We start from the raw sequence: 15,209 nt of genomic DNA on the forward strand, positions 1-15,209 counted from the left end.
TTCGAGCATTACAACGAGCAGCATCCGCACAGCGCTTTGAAATATCGGTCGCCGAGAGAGTTTAGGCGCTTGGCAGCAGCATCAATTTAACGGGGAGTTGGTGTCCGGTTTGGTAGGGGCAAGTCCAACAAGCTGTTAGACCTACTCGAAACAGGAGAGATCACAGCGGGCGCTGTTAAGGTATTCCGGCAGATCCTCCTTGGATTGGCTGGTCGGAACATTTGGTTTGGCAAGCTGGCCGACATCGGGACCAAACGGGAGATCGGAGACTTGACCCGCGCTGACTTAATCCGTGTGACCCGACAAGGGAAGACGCTGCCCACCAAGGTGACTGTGCATCCATGGTACGGCTGGCGCGGCGACCTGATGAGTCGGCAGTCCTATATTGGTGCATGGATCGGCATTGCCAGCGACTGATGTCAAGGTTCCGAAACTGCTACCAACACATGGCTGGAGACCATACCCACTGTGGGGCCTCGAATCTGCCCATATATATAAAAGACCAACTTGGAGGCCCCATGAGGACGTCCGGTAAGAAGGGAGGTTGTGATGAATATCACCTCCCCTCGAAAAGGACATTTTGAAGGAACCTCTCCGCTTCACGTCAACGAGCCCAAGTCTGGGCCGATTGAGACCTCTCGCCCGTCGCTGGGCAAGCGCCAGCTTGATACTGGTAGTCAACCAAACAGAGTCTTTCTGATTGTTCCCTGTGCCACTCGCCAGAACCCTTGTCGTGGGTCTCTGTGCTGGCCCGTGGGAGCGAACTCAGGGAGCAATCAAAAGGAGAACCGACACTATGTTAACCAACACCCAAACTGAGCTGCTGCCTATCGTTATCGAAGGGCACACCTTCAAGCCGAACGCTGAGGGCCAGTGGGACCATAACGAAATCCACCGTGGATTGGGCCTGCCTGAATCCAAACGACCGTCCGAGTGGCGCAACGCTATTGCCGCTGAGTTACGAACCTCCGGAGATTTGCGGAGCTTTGACGGTAGCGGGACCTTTGGCACTGAGGCCGGGACCATAGCCTACGCTATGTGGGTCTCAACCGAGTTCTACCGGATGGTCATACACGCTTTCGTGACCATGCGTAACGACTCCATCCTGAGCGCCCGTATGGCCCTGCTGGCCGCCGCTGAAGCAGACACCAAGCTCGCCAAGGCTGTCCCTAAGGCTGACCTGATCGACACCCGCCTGACTGGCCTCGGGATCACCTGGAGCCAAGCCTGCAAGCTGGCCGGAGTGACCAAGCCTCAACTGGCTAAGCAGTATCTGGTCTACATCGAGCGGTTCATCTCCAAGGATCACCCGACCGAATATCGCAAGATCCTCAAACCGTCCCCAACAGGCTTCTCGCTGGGCTACTTCAAGTCCTGCTCCCTGAGCTTTGGTAATGAAGATGGCTACCGTGTCACCGCCAAAGGTCTTGCATGGCTCCAAGGGAAAGCTCAAGAGATCAATACGGCTATCGTTCAGAGGGCTCGTAGAGAGACTGCTGTGCGCCGCAAGAAGTAACCCCAACAGGAGCCCCATGGACAAGCTACAGGCTGTCCATTTGGTCCTGTGGCTGTGGACGCATAGGCGCCATCGACTACCGTAAGGCCCCCCAATGGGAAAATGCAGAAAATTTGGGAATGACCATCTCATTGAGTAACACCGCGCAGGTTCCCCCGTGTGCCCTCGCGCAGGTGCCCATGCCCGAATGGGGTCCTTATCGCGCCCATGTGCGTCGCTGCAAGAACCCTTTCGACTGTCACAAGTCCTGTACCAACCCCTGTCACAACTCGTTGCCAAACACCTGCTGACCTCGTTAGGATGAGCCTCCCTTTCTCCTTCCAGACTCTCAGTCCGCAAACCGAAGATCCCGCGTTTCCCCCAGCAACAATGGGCCATTCAGCTCAGTCACTTCCCTGATGTAATCCCACAACAGGGTGATCCGCTTGAGCTTCCTCAGGTCTTCGCGGCAGTACATCCAAAACTGCCGGGTGATGTCGATCTCATCGGCCAGCAGCGGCAGCAGGCGTTTGTCTTGGGCCGCTAGAAAGCAGGGCAATATCGCCAGGCTACGCCCTTGCAGCGCCGCCACATATTGCGCAACTACGCTGGTGCTTCGCAGCCCCGCATGGGCATTGGGCAGGATAGGGCTCAGGTACAACAGCTCCGGGCTAAAAGCCAAGTCGTCCACGTAGCTCACGAAGGGGTGCCCGGCCAATTGCGCCACGCTGTTCACCGGCCCGTGGCGTTGCAGGTAGGCGTCGCTGGCATAAAGGCGCAGGCGATAATCCGCCAGTTTGCAGCACACATAGGGCCCGTGCTCAGGCCGCTCCAGGGCAATGACGATGTCGGCCTCGCGCTTGGACAAGCTGATGAAGTGCGGCAGCGGCAGGATGTCCACGGAGATAGCCGGGTAGGCCTCGACGAACCGGCTTAGCAGAGGGGTGATGAAAAAACTGCCGAAACCTTCGGTACAGCCCATGCGCACATGCCCAGACAACGCCAGGCCAGAGCCGCTGACTTGCTCGCACGCCATGTGCAGCATGCTCTCTATGGGTTCGGCATAGTCCAGTAGGCGTTGCCCTTCACGGGTCAGCAAAAAGCCGCTGGTGCGGGACTTTTCGAACAGCAATGTACCCAAGGCTTTTTCCAGGGCGCTGATGCGCCGCGACACGGTGGTGTAGTCGACCCCCAGGCGCCGTGAGGCGCTGCTGGCCTTGCGGGTGCGGGCCACTTCGAGGAAGAACTTGAGGTCGTCCCAATTCAACGATGCCAGCGATGTGAGATCTTTTTGCATGTTGGTTCGGCTTTTATCTGCATTTTTGTTGGAGTTTTGCATATCTATACTTCAGCCATGCGGCGCGCGCCAGCCCCCGGCGCGACACCCACCTAACGCACAACAATAATCAAGCGGAGGTCACATGAACGCATCGCTGCAACCCCTGGCCGGGCAGGCCGAAACCCTCAAGTTGCTGATAGGCGGCCAATGGGTGCAATCTCAGACACAACAGTGGCAAGACGTGGTCAACCCTGCCACGCAGCAAATACTGGGGCGGGTGCCCTTTGCCACCGCTGGCGAAATCGATGCCGCGGTGAATGCCGCCCAACGGGCGTTTGCCTCCTGGCGCAACACGCCGGTGGGTGCACGCATGCGCATTATGCTCAAGTTGCAGGCGCTGATCCGCGAGCATAGCCCACGCATTGCCAAGGTACTGAGCGCGGAGCAGGGCAAGACCCTGGCCGATGCCGAGGGCGATATTTTCCGTGGCCTGGAGGTGGTGGAGCATGCTTGCTCCATTGGTTCGCTGCAAATGGGCGAGCACCTGGAGAACGTGGCGGGCGGCGTGGACACCTACACTTTGCGACAGCCCATCGGCGTATGCGTGGGGATTACCCCGTTTAACTTTCCAGCGATGATCCCGTTGTGGATGTTCCCCATGGCAATCGTCTGCGGTAACACCTTCGTGCTCAAGCCGTCGGAACAAGACCCCATGTCTACCGCGCTGCTGGTCGAACTTGCCCTGCAAGCGGGTATTCCGGCGGGTGTGCTGAACATGGTGCACGGCGGCAAGGAGGTAGTCGATGCCCTCTGCACCCACCCCCAGGTCAAGGCGGTGTCGTTCGTAGGCTCCACGGCAGTGGGCACCCACGTGTACGACCTCGCCGGCCAACATGGCAAGCGTGTGCAGGCCATGATGGGGGCTAAGAACCACGCAGTGGTGTTGCCCGATGCCAACCGCGAACAAACCGTCAACGCCTTGGTGGGGGCCGCCTTTGGTGCCGCGGGCCAGCGTTGCATGGCCACCTCGGTGGCGGTGCTGGTAGGCGCGGCCGGCGAATGGGTGGCCGACCTCAAGGCGCTCGCGCAAAAGCTCAAGGTCAGTGCTGGGCACGAACCGGGTACCGATGTGGGGCCAGTGGTGTCGAAGCAGGCGAAAGCGCGTGTGCTGAGCTTGATCGACAGCGGTGTGGCCGAAGGCGCAGTGCTGGAGCTCGACGGCCGGGGTGTACAGGTGCCGGGGTATGAAGAAGGGAATTTCATAGGCCCTACCTTGTTTAGCGGCGTGCGCACCGACATGCGCATCTACAAGGAAGAAATATTCGGCCCGGTGTTGCTGGTGTTGTGTGTCGACACCTTCGACGAAGCCATCGCCCTGGTGAACGCCAACCCTTTTGGCAACGGTACGGGTTTGTTCACCCAAAGTGGCGCCGCCGCGCGCAAATTCCAGAATGAAATCGACGTCGGCCAGGTTGGTATCAATATACCAATTCCGGTACCGGTGCCGTTCTTCAGCTTCACCGGCTCCCGTGGCTCGAAGCTCGGCGACCTGGGGCCCTACGGCAAGCAGGTGGTGCAGTTCTACACCCAAACCAAGACGGTGACTTCACGCTGGTTCGACGACGACAGCGTGAACACCGGGGTTAACACCACCATTCACCTGCGCTAGGAGAACGGCCATGCGAATTGCATTCATCGGCCTGGGCAACATGGGCGCACCTATGGCGCGCAACCTGATCAACGCCGGCCACCGGTTGCAGGTGGTGGACGTGAACACGGGCGCGCTTGAACAACTGGCCGCGCAAGGGGCGCAGATCGCCGCGACACCTGGGCAGGCCGCGGCCGAAAATGAACTGGTCATCACCATGCTGCCAGCCGCACGCCACGTGCGTGAGGTGTACTTTGGCGAAAGCGGCGTGCTTGCGGGCATCCGTGCGGGCACCCTGGCCGTGGACTGCAGCACCATCGACCCCACTACGGTGCGTGAGGTCGCTGCCGCGGCGGCCAAGGCCGGGGTAGACCTGGCCGACGCGCCCGTTTCCGGAGGCACGGGCGGGGCGGCGGCCGGCACGTTGACGTTCATGGTCGGCGGCAGCGCAGAGGCATTCGCTCAGTTGCAACCGGTGCTGGCGCAAATGGGCCGTAACATCGTTCATTGCGGTGAAGTGGGAACGGGGCAAATCGCCAAGATTTGCAACAACCTGCTGCTTGGCATTTCGATGATCGGTGTCGCCGAAGCCATGGCCTTGGGGCATGCGCTGGGGATCGACACCCAGGTGCTGGCTGGGATCATCAACAGCTCAACGGGTCGTTGCTGGAGCTCCGACACCTACAACCCTTGGCCAGGGGTGATCGATACGGCGCCGGCATCGCGCGGCTATACCGGTGGCTTCGGTGCCCAATTGATGCTCAAGGACCTTGGGCTAGCCACCGAAGCGGCCCGGCAAGCGCAGCAGCCGGTGGTGCTGGGCGCTGTGGCACAGCAGTTGTACCAGGCCATGAGCCTGCGGGGGGAGGGGGGCTTGGATTTTTCGGCGATCATCAATGCTTACCGGCGGTTCGAGTAAGCCCTTGAATGCGGGTGGGGTCATGGGCGTTAACGCATGATCCTGCCCTTTTCATTACGCACGTCGTAGATAAACTGTACGGCTTCTTCGTGGCTCAACTGGCCCCGTGTGCGTAACTCCTTGATGCTGCCCATGATTTCGCCGATGGTCGTGGCCAGGCTGCGGTGCGGCTCGCGATGCAGGTTGCGGATACGCTCGGTCAGGCGCTCGCGAACCGGTTGGGTGGCGTAGGCTGTTGCGTCTGGGTCACTCATGCCGAACTCCTTCTCTATAGACGTGGACACAACCGCATCCTCCTGATGGCAGGCCTAGTTTATAAACGATCGCATCCGGTTGCGTCGCCCTGCCCGACGCACGGCTAAACAGAGGGGGCAGCCAGTGGCAGCACGAACTTTCGCGGCGCTGTTTGCGGTGGTGCCGTGCTGCCACCCCTTGCCACGGTGTCGCGATGGCAGGTCACGGCGCTTTGCACGGCAGCCACATTCACGCGGCAATGTTTGTGCCGGCGCCTCAAGCCCCCGCTAGAACGTGCCGGGGTAGGCGCCGCCGTCGATCAGCAGGTTTTGTCCGGTAATATACCCCGCGGCCGCCGAGCAGAGGAACGCGCAGGCCGCGCCGAACTCTTGGGCCTGGCCAAAGCGCTGCGCCGGAATGCCCTCACGGCGTGTTTGCGCCAATGCCTCCACGGGCTCGCCGCTGGTTTGCGCCGCCACCGCCAGGTTTTTTTGCAGGCGTGCCGTATCGAAAGCACCCGGTAGCAAGTTGTTCAGTGTCACGTTGTGCCCTGCTAGGCTTGGCTGGCGGGCAAGCCCTGCAACAAAGCCGGTGAGCCCGCTGCGGGCGCCATTGGAAAGGCCGAGAATGTCGATCGGTGCTTTCACCGCCGCCGAGGTAATGTTCACCACCCGCCCGAAGCCACGCTGGGCCATGCCGTCGACCGTGGCCTTGATCAGTTCGATGGGCGTCAGCATGTTCTGCTCCAACGCTTTGACCCAGTCGCTGCGTTCCCACTCGCGGAAATCGCCGGGCGGCGGGCCGCCGGCATTGTTGACCAGGATATCGACCTGGGGGCAGGCGCGCAGCACTGCGTGGCGTACTTCTGGCAGGGCAATGTCGCCGGCGACGGTGCGCACCTCGATGCGCGGGTCAAGGGTACGTAACGCTTGTGCCGCGACCTCCAGGGTGTGGGCTGTGCGGGCGTTGATGACCAGGTTCACGCCCTCGCCAGCCAACGCCTGGGCACAGCCTAAGCCCAAGCCCTGGCTGGCGGCGCATACCACGGCCCAGCGGCCGGCAATCTTATAGTCCATCTTGCAGCTCCTTGTGCAGTGGTTAAACTGCCCCAGCCTAACCCGTGGCCACCGGCGGTAAAAGCGCCAATGTAGGTTTCGATAGCTGAGCTTTTACCGCAAATAAGCGCTTCAACTATTTGATTAGTTCAGGATCATCGTCCTTAATGACGCTACGAAAAGCCAACTAGGAAATGACGATGCGCTCGTTATTCTTCAAGCTGTTGGCCACCGGCGTGGCGCTGGTGGCCAACGCCGGTGCCTGGGCCGCCGTGCTCGAGGCCGGTGCGGTGGCCGCGCCGGACCGCTATGGCGCCGAGGTGGCGGCGCACGTGCTCAAAGAGGGCGGCAATGCGGTGGATGCCGCAGTGGCCACGGCCTTTACCTTGGCGGTTACCTACCCTGAAGCGGGTAACATCGGCGGGGGAGGCTTCATGACGCTGTACATGAACGGCAAGCCGTATTTTCTCGATTACCGCGAAACGGCGCCAGAGGCTGCCAGCCGCGACATGTACCTGGATGCCAAGGGCGAAGTGGTGCCCAACCTGAGCCTGGTCGGTGCCAAGGCCAGTGGCGTGCCAGGCACGGTCAAGGGCTTGTGGGAGGCGCACCGGCGCTTTGGCAAATTACCCTGGGCGACGTTGCTCGAACCTGCCATCGGCTACGCGCGCAATGGCTTCACGGTCGCCAACGGGCAGTACCAGTACCGCGAAAACGCGCTCGCGCTGTTCAAGGATCAAACCAACTTTCGCCAGTACTTCGGGGCCATGAAGGCCGGCGAGAGCTTTCGCCAGCCGGAACTGGCCAGCACCCTCGAGCGCATCGCCCAGGAGGGGGGCGATGAGTTCTACCAAGGCCAAACCGCCCAATTGCTGCTGGCGCAAATGGGCCGCGACAAGGGCTTGATCACCCGCGACGACCTGGTCAATTACAAGGCCCAATGGCGCGAGCCGCTGCACATCGATTGGCGCGGCAACAATATCTACACCGCGCCGCTGCCCAGCTCTGGCGGCATCGCCCTGGCGCAGCTACTGGGCATAAAAGAAGTTCGCGCCGCGGACTTCAAGGGCGTGCCACTGAATTCGGCCAAGTACATCCACCTGTTGGCGGAAATCGAAAAGCGCGTGTTCGCGGATCGCGCCAATTACCTGGGCGACCCAGACTTCAACCAGGTGCCCGTGAACAAGTTGATGGCCCCGGCCTACCTCATTACCCGTGCAGCCGAGGTCAATACCAGCGCCATTTCGCCCACCGAGGGCGTGCACCCTGGCTTGGAGTCGGCCCAAACCACGCACTTTTCGATTGTCGACCAAGACGGCAATGCAGTCAGCAACACTTACACCCTCAATTTCGATTTTGGCAGCGGCGTGGTGGTGCAGGGTGCAGGCTTTCTGTTGAACGATGAGATGGACGACTTCAGTTCCAAGCCGGGGGTGGCCAACGCCTTTGGCTTAGTCGGTGGCGATGCGAACGCCATTGCGCCGGGCAAACGCATGTTGTCTTCGATGAGCCCGACCATCGTTACCCGCGACGGCCAGGTGACCTTGGTGATTGGCACGCCGGGCGGCTCGCGGATATTCACCACGGTGTTCCAAGTGCTCAACAACCTGTACGACTTCCACATGCCGCTGCAAGAGGCCGTCGGTGCCCAGCGCGTGCATCATCAGTTGCTGCCCAAGGATACGATCTTCTATGACGCCTATCGGCCATTGCAGGGCGAAGTGGCACAGGCGCTCACCGGCATGGGCTATACGCTCAAGGACCAAGGCTGGCTGATGGGCAATGTGCAAGCGATCCGGGTCAAGGCGCGCCAGGTCGAGACCGGGGTAGACCCGCGTGGGCGTGGTGTCGGGCTGATCGTGCGAGGGGGCTCGGCGCCATCGAGCGGGCAATAAAAAACCCGCCGGGGCGGGTTCTTCAGTACCAGACCATTCCAACGTCCTGTCGGCGGCCTCCCAGGCCAATGGTCGATCATCCTTGATACTCGCAGTGCGATCCGGCGCTGCGTTTGGTAGGTGTAGAGTAGGCTTTCGGTAGCCGCCGTAATAGTCGATATTCTCGCAACGTTGTGTAAGACATTCGCTATACGACTGGCAGCCACCGCCCGGTTATACCCGGAAGTGGTTGACCAATTGTTGTAGTTGGTTGCCCAGCCTTGCCAACTCCACACTGGAGGCCGCGGTTTGCTCACTGGCCGCGGCGGTTTGTTCCGACACGTCGCGCACATTGACCACACTGCGGCTGATCTCTTCAGCCACTGAACTTTGCTGTTCGGCCGCGGCGGCGATTTGCTGGTTCATCGCCTGAATGCTCGATACCGTTTGGGTAATACTGCCCAAGGCGCCGCCGGCCTGGCGAGTGAGCGCCACGCTGCTGTCGGTGAGTTCGCGGCTGCTGTCCATAGCCTTTGCCACATGCTGCGTTCCGGCTTGTAGGGCGGCCACCAGCGCTTCGATCTCTTGCGTGGACTTTTGCGTGCGTTGCGCAAGGCCGCGTACTTCATCGGCGACCACGGCGAAACCGCGCCCGGCCTCGCCAGCCCGTGCGGCTTCGATGGCGGCGTTCAAGGCCAACAGGTTAGTTTGCTCGGCGACCGCTTTGATCACATCCATCACCGAGCCGATCTTGTCGCTTTCAGCCTGCAATTGCTCCATGGCACCGCTGGAGCGGCGCACTTCCTCGGCCAGCCGCTCGATTTGGCCAATGGCCTGGCCCACCACGTTGTCACCTTCGCGGGCTTGTTCGTCGGCCTGCGTGGCTGCCTGCGAAGCTTGCTCGGCGTTGCGCGCCACTTCCTGCACGGTGGCGGCCATCTCATGCATGGCGGTGGCGACCTGGTCCGTCTCGACCTTCTGGCTGTTCACCCCGGCGCTGGTCTGTTCAGTGACCGCCGACAGCTCCTCGGCGGCATTGGTGATTTGGGTGACGCTGTCGTGTATTCCTCCGATCAACTGGCGCAAGGTCTGGTTCATGCTGCCGACTGCCCGTTGCAACGCGCCGATCTCGTCGCGGCGCTCAGTTTGAAGTTCTTGGGTGAGGTCGCCCTCGGCAATGCGTGCGACAACCTCCAGGGTTTGCTGCAACGGCCGGGTAATCAGGCGGGTTATCCATAGCGCGGCAAGCACGCCGAGCACCAGCGCCAGCAGCGTGGCCCCTGCCAGTATCATTTGTGAGCGGGCGCTGTCGGCCGCGCTCAGGGCCACTTGGCGTTTAACCAACTCGCTATTGGATTGCACCATCGCATTGCCGTAATCCCCCAGGCGCTTGCGCAGTTGCGCCATCTGGGTGTTGATGTCGCGAAAGCGCTCCACCGATTGGCGGTAGCCCTGCAGTGCGCTGGCAAAGGCGCTAAGGTCGGCCTGTTCGCTAGGTGCCTGGTCGATCATCGCCTGCACCTGGGCTTGGGTCTTGTCCATTTGGGCGAAGGCGGTTTGTTCGGTTTTGGCGGTCACGTTGTTGGTGTAGCCGCGGACCTCGTAGCGAACCAGTTGCAGTTGTTCTTTGGTAAACGCAGCCACCTGCTCGCGGGCCTGGCGCTGCGGGTCTTCAGTGCCCATGGCCTGCGTTTGCGCCTGGGTTTGGGCTACCTGCTTGTTCACCACTTGCGCGGTGGCAGTCATCTGGTCCCGCGCGTTGCTGGCATCGTGATAAGCCGCCAGCAATTGTTTGAGCTCGTCGCCATAGCGCTGCCCGAGATCATCCTGCTGGCGCAGCAACTGCGTGTTTTGCTCGGTGTTGAACTTACTGCGCATGCTACCGAGGTGCTGGCGATAACGGTCAAACAACGTAAGGGTGGCCGCACCGACGGCGTCGTCAGCACTGAGCATGTACTCCAGGCGGCTGATGCGCAGTTCATTGAGCTGGTTCTGCAGTTCGGACACGTCGCTGACGCGGTCGGTGCGTTCGATCATGGCGCCAAGGCTGGCCCAGGCGGCCACCGCCAGCGATACCGTCATGGCCAGTACCACGCCAAAACCCAGGGCGAGTTTTGCCCGGACACTGATATTGCCAAACCACCCAGCCATCGATTGCTCCTAAGCCTTCGCTGTTAACGTCCGATCCGAGCGGCGCAGGAAGCCGCTACAAGCACCATTGCTGTTAGTTATCGGCCGTTAAACGCACTGCTGAAGGTAAGGCGGCGGAATTCATCTATATGAGTAGTGGAATCGGGACTTGCTTCACAAAAACGGCGCGAAAAAAAGGCGCGGTATGAACCGCGCCTTTGCCAAGCGGCAGATGGGAAGACTGGCCGATCAGGCGATGGCGTCGCTGCTCCATTCGCCATTGACCAGCCGGCGCAAGCCGAGTGGGTTGGCGTTTTGCAGCGCTTCGGGCAGCAGCGCGTCCGGGTAGTTCTGGAAGCAGATCGGCCGCAGGTAACGGTCGATCGCCAGGGTGCCTACCGAGGTGCCACGGGCATCGGAAGTGGCGGGGAACGGCCCACCATGGACCATCGCATCGCTCACTTCAACGCCGGTGGGGTAGCCGTTGACCAGGATGCGGCCGACCTTGTGCTCAAGCACGGGCGCCAGCCAATTGTAGGCTTTGAGGTCGGCCTGTTCGCCGATCAAGGTGGCGGTCAATTGGCCACGCAGCGCCAACAGCGCTTGCTTGAGCTGGGCGTCGTCTTCGACTTCGATCAGCACGGTGGTGGGGCCGAACACTTCCTCTTGCAGCAACGGGTCGCCGTTGAGAAGCAGGCTCACGTCCGCTTTGAACAACTGCGCATGGGCTTGGTTGCCTTCCTGCGCCTGGCCGGCGAGGTGCGCCACGCCGTTGTGGTCGTTCAAATGCTGCACACCCTTGGTGTAGCTGCGCAAGCCACCGGCATTGAGCATGGTTTGCGGCCCCTGGGCTGCAATGGCGGCCTTGAATTGTTCGACGAAGGCGTCCAGCGCGGCTGAGCGCACGCCGATGACCAAGCCAGGGTTGGTGCAGAACTGCCCAGCGCCCATGCATACGGAGCCTGCCAGTTCTTTGGCCACTGCTTCGCCACGCACTTTGAGCGCCTCTGGCAGCAGGATCACCGGGTTGATGCTGGACATCTCTGCAAATACCGGGATCGGCTCTGGGCGTTCGGCCGCCAGTTTGCACAGGGCCGTACCGCCACCGAGCGAGCCGGTGAAGCCGACGGCCTTGATGGCTGGGTGCTTGACGAGGTCTTCACCTACACCACTGCCGAAGATCATATTGAACACGCCTTTAGGCATGCCCGTGCGGGTGGCCGCACGCTCGATGGCGCCGCCGACCAGGTCGGCGGTGGCCATGTGGCCACTGTGCGCCTTGACCACCACCGGGCAACCGGCCGCGAAGGCCGAAGCGGTATCGCCACCGGCGGTAGAGAATGCCAGCGGGAAGTTGCTGGCACCGAACACGCCTACCGGGCCCACGCCGATGCGGTATTGGCGCAAGTCTACACGGGGCAGTGGCTTGCGATCAGGCAGCGCCAGGTCGATGCGCGCCCCCAGGAAGTCACCCCGGCGCAGAATGGTGGCGAACAGGCGCATTTGCCCGCTGGTACGGCCACGCTCCCCTTGGATGCGCGCGGCCGGCAGTGCGGTTTCGCGGCAAACGATGGCGACGAAGTCATCGCCCAGGGCGTCGAGTTCATCGGCGATGGCGTCAAGGAACTCGGCACGCCGTGCAGTGCTCAGTTGGCGAAACTCAGGAAAGGCAGCTTCAGCGGCGCGGGCAGCGGCATCGACTTCTTCCTTGGTTGCTTGGTAGAAGCTATACGGCAGCGCCTCGCCCGTGCTGGCATCGAGGCTTTTGAGCTTGGGCTCGCCCTTGCCACTGCGGCTGCCGGCGACGAAGTTTTGACCGAGAACATCAGGCATTGTTGTCTCCTTGTCGTGTTAACGGGGGGTATTCAATGACCAAGCGCCCTGGTGAGCGCCAGAGATGGAGTGATCTACCCTACCGAGGGTTCAACCACATGTTGGAAGCGTTGCCAGACATCATACAACCACATCCTTGCCCTCACAAGGTCGCCTTGGAGGGCAGCACAACCCCATGATAAAACCTTTTTGTGTCGTTTTTTGCAACAAATTGGCTGGCTCATGCCTACGGGCGCCAGAGGGATGGCCACTTGCTACTAACGTTGTTTACAGTGCCCATATGCCCCGCCCAGCGTGTTCACCCGGTAAGAGACCCCCCTGCCATGGCCGCTGTTTCGCTATTGATCTGTGATGATTCCACCATGGCACGTAAGCAACTACTGCGGGCACTTCCACAGGAGTGGTCGGTGTCCATCACCCAGGCCAGCAACGGCCGCCAGGGGTTGGCTGCGATCCGCCAGGGCTTGGGGCAGGTGGTGTTGTTGGACCTGACGATGCCTGAAGTGGACGGTTATCACGTGCTGGCGGCCATCCGGGCGGAGGGCTTGCAGGCCCAGGTGATCGTGGTTTCCGGCGACGTACAAGACGAGGCGGTACGGCGCGTGCTGTCGCTCGGGGCGGTCGCGTTCGTGAAAAAGCCCGCCGAGCCTGCTGAATTACGCCGCGTGCTGGCCGGCTGCGGCCTTCTGGTGCCGAGCCCAGGGCCGTTTTCGCCATTCCCCGGGGCCGACCAGAAAATCGGCTTTCATGATGCGTTTCGTGAAACGGTCAACGTCGCCATGGGGCGGGCAGCCGCCTTGTTGGCCAAGGTGTTGGGCGTATTCGTGCAACTGCCCGTGCCGAACGTGAATGTATTGGAAGTGGGCGAGCTGCACATGGCCCTGGCCGACGCGCAGGTGGGCGATCAATTAACAGCCATTTGCCAGGGCTATATCAGCGCGGGCATCGCCGGCGAAGCCTTGCTGATTTTTCACGACAGCAGCCTGGCCGACATGGCGCGGCTGATGAACCGTGAGTACAGCGAGCACTCGAATATGGAGATGTTGCTGGACCTGTCTTCGATCCTCATCGGTGCTTGCCTGAGCGGCATCGCCGAGCAGATCGACGTGGTGTTTTCCCAAAGCCACCCGCAAATCCTCGGCGAACATGCCCGCATCGACGAACTGATACGCGGCAACCAATTACGCTGGAAAAAAACCCTTGCGGTCGAAATCAGCTACAGCCTGGAAAACCACGACATCCACTTCGATTTGCTGCTGTTGTTCACCGAGCGCTCGGTGCAGCGATTGACCAGCAAGCTCGACTATCTGATGACCTGATCCATGAACAAACCCATCGAATTGACCGAGCTGCACTGGTTGTTGGCAATCACCCAGAGCATTGATGTGGGGGTAATGGTCTTCGACCTCGACTACCAGGTGCAGGTGTGGAACACCTTCATGGAGAACCGCTCTGGCGTGGCGCCGGCCGATGCACGTGCCCGCTCGTTCTTCGAACTGTTCCCGGAGGTGGACCGCCGTTGGTTCAGCAGCCGCGTAGAGAACGTGGTTACCTTGGGCACACCGTCGTTCACCATCTGGGAGCAGCGGCCGTACCTGGTGCGTTTCGATAACTACCAGCCGATCACCGGGCAGGAGGCGTTCATGTACCAGAACACCACGCTGTTCCCGCTGCGCTCCACCAATAACCAAGTAGAGCACCTCTGCCTGGTGATCTATGACGTCACCGACGTGGCCGTTAACCGCCGGCAACTGTTGTTGGCCAACGAGGAGCTGCAAAAACTATCGAGCACCGACCGCCTGACCGGCCTGTACAACCGCGGGCACTGGGAAGAAGCCCTCAAGCTCGAATATGCCCGGCATGCACGCTACGGCAACATGTCTTCGTTGATCATGTTCGATATCGACCACTTCAAGAAGGTCAACGACACCTATGGCCACCCCACCGGCGACAAAGTCATCCAGAGCGTGGCCAACGTAGTGCGTGAGCATGTGCGCGATGCCGACATCTGCGGCCGCTACGGGGGCGAAGAGTTCGCCCTGCTGTTACCCGACACCGACAAGGCCGGCGGGCTGGTCCTGGCCGAGCGCCTGCGCCATGCGGTAGAGGGCATGGCCGTGTCGCATGGCGGCAACGCCGTGAACTTCACCATCAGCCTGGGCGTAGCCGACTTGAGCCGGCCCGCGGTGGATTACAAAGAGCTGATCGAATGGGCCGACCAGGCGCTGTACGTGTCGAAAAAAAGCGGCCGCAACCGGGTAACGGTACATGGTTGAACCCGGCCCGAAGCTAATGCAAAGGCAGCAAACGGCAAGGCATTCTTGTGCTGTTCGCCGTCACCGTTAGGCTGCTTGGCTGGGTACGCCCAGGTTCCGTTAGCCCCGGCGTACCGGGCGGCGATGTTCAGCCGGGGCCCGACCTGCTAGATTGCGCGCCATGTTCACTGCCCGTCGTATTCGTGCTCGTGTGGCCTGGCTGTTATTCACGCTGGTGCTGCTCAATGGCTTGGCCTGTAGTTTCGGCCACGGCCAGATGATGGCTGCGCAGCCGGCCAAGGCGCCCATGGCGATGATGCAGCACAATGACCAGGGCCTGGCCGGCATGCACAAGCCCGCGCCGATGCAGGGTATGAAAACCCCCTTCGAAGACTGTTTCTTCGCAGGCTCCGTGCCGTTGGCACTGTTGGTGTTTGCAGCGCTCGGCTGGTTGTTGCGCACCCCCCAGCAATGCCCACCCCATGCC

The 15,209-nt window shown here is 61.1% G+C and carries 12 protein-coding genes and 1 pseudogene; 7 read left to right on the forward strand and 6 right to left on the reverse strand.

The window, feature by feature from the left end:
- Nucleotides 1-796 precede the first annotated feature (796 nt).
- Nucleotides 797-1,516, forward strand: coding sequence for a hypothetical protein (locus HAQ05_RS26430; RefSeq protein ID WP_190426935.1), 720 nt, complete (start codon nt 797-799; stop codon nt 1,514-1,516).
- A 328-nt stretch (nt 1,517-1,844) separates the two neighbouring features.
- On the opposite strand, the gene HAQ05_RS26435 is transcribed toward HAQ05_RS26430, so the two are convergent.
- Entirely contained in the window at nt 1,845-2,792 is a 948-nt protein-coding gene (locus HAQ05_RS26435) for a LysR family transcriptional regulator (protein WP_190426938.1), read from the reverse strand.
- Nucleotides 2,793-2,916: 124 nt separating this feature from the next.
- Between HAQ05_RS26435 and HAQ05_RS26440 the strand changes: the two genes are divergently transcribed.
- Together HAQ05_RS26440 and mmsB are read left to right on the forward strand one after the other, a co-directional pair.
- Entirely contained in the window at nt 2,917-4,443 is a 1,527-nt protein-coding gene (locus HAQ05_RS26440) for a CoA-acylating methylmalonate-semialdehyde dehydrogenase (protein WP_190426941.1), read from the forward strand.
- A gap of 10 nt (nt 4,444-4,453) precedes the next feature.
- Nucleotides 4,454-5,341: a 3-hydroxyisobutyrate dehydrogenase gene (gene mmsB, locus HAQ05_RS26445; RefSeq protein WP_190426944.1), complete on the forward strand. Its 888-nt coding sequence runs from the start codon at nt 4,454-4,456 to the stop codon at nt 5,339-5,341.
- A gap of 29 nt (nt 5,342-5,370) precedes the next feature.
- Here the strand turns inward: mmsB and HAQ05_RS26450 are convergent, their stop codons facing one another.
- Both HAQ05_RS26450 and HAQ05_RS26455 read right to left on the reverse strand, forming a co-directional pair.
- Complete coding sequence (locus tag HAQ05_RS26450; protein ID WP_190426946.1) at nt 5,371-5,595, reverse strand: hypothetical protein; 225 nt, start codon at nt 5,593-5,595, stop codon at nt 5,371-5,373.
- Nucleotides 5,596-5,862: 267 nt separating this feature from the next.
- Complete coding sequence (locus tag HAQ05_RS26455) at nt 5,863-6,651, reverse strand: SDR family oxidoreductase (protein ID WP_190426948.1); 789 nt, start codon at nt 6,649-6,651, stop codon at nt 5,863-5,865.
- A gap of 179 nt (nt 6,652-6,830) precedes the next feature.
- Here HAQ05_RS26455 and ggt point away from each other — a divergent pair, with 179 nt between their 5' ends.
- Nucleotides 6,831-8,525, forward strand: a complete 1,695-nt coding sequence (ggt, locus tag HAQ05_RS26460) for a gamma-glutamyltransferase (RefSeq protein ID WP_190426952.1) — start codon at nt 6,831-6,833, stop codon at nt 8,523-8,525.
- A gap of 213 nt (nt 8,526-8,738) precedes the next feature.
- Here ggt and HAQ05_RS29560 read toward each other — a convergent pair whose 3' ends face one another.
- The 3 genes and pseudogenes from HAQ05_RS29560 to HAQ05_RS26470 form a co-directional block, all read right to left on the reverse strand.
- Nucleotides 8,739-9,602 carry a methyl-accepting chemotaxis protein gene (locus HAQ05_RS29560; RefSeq protein WP_420825797.1) on the reverse strand — a complete coding sequence of 288 codons (864 nt, stop codon included), beginning with the start codon at nt 9,600-9,602 and terminating at the stop codon, nt 8,739-8,741.
- Nucleotides 9,597-10,655 (reverse strand): annotated as a pseudogene (locus tag HAQ05_RS29565) (methyl-accepting chemotaxis protein); the annotation flags it as partial. The pseudogene HAQ05_RS29565 and the gene HAQ05_RS29560, both read right to left, overlap by 6 nt.
- A 228-nt stretch (nt 10,656-10,883) precedes the next feature.
- Nucleotides 10,884-12,467, reverse strand: a complete 1,584-nt coding sequence (locus HAQ05_RS26470; protein WP_190426966.1) for an aldehyde dehydrogenase (NADP(+)) — start codon at nt 12,465-12,467, stop codon at nt 10,884-10,886.
- Between the two features lie 362 nt (nt 12,468-12,829).
- On the opposite strand from HAQ05_RS26470, the gene HAQ05_RS26475 reads away from it, so the two are divergent.
- The 3 genes from HAQ05_RS26475 to HAQ05_RS26485 form a co-directional block, all read left to right on the forward strand.
- Nucleotides 12,830-13,786: a response regulator gene (locus HAQ05_RS26475; RefSeq protein WP_420825796.1), complete on the forward strand. Its 957-nt coding sequence runs from the start codon at nt 12,830-12,832 to the stop codon at nt 13,784-13,786.
- A 3-nt stretch (nt 13,787-13,789) separates the two neighbouring features.
- Nucleotides 13,790-14,743 carry a sensor domain-containing diguanylate cyclase gene (locus HAQ05_RS26480; RefSeq protein ID WP_190426971.1) on the forward strand — a complete coding sequence of 318 codons (954 nt, stop codon included), beginning with the start codon at nt 13,790-13,792 and terminating at the stop codon, nt 14,741-14,743.
- Between the two features lie 160 nt (nt 14,744-14,903).
- The coding region (locus HAQ05_RS26485) for a hypothetical protein (RefSeq protein ID WP_190426973.1) at nt 14,904-15,209 on the forward strand (306 nt) is incomplete at its 3' end.

Source organism: Pseudomonas typographi (assembly GCF_014694385.1).
Taxonomy (GTDB): Bacteria; Pseudomonadota; Gammaproteobacteria; order Pseudomonadales; family Pseudomonadaceae; genus Aquipseudomonas; species Aquipseudomonas typographi.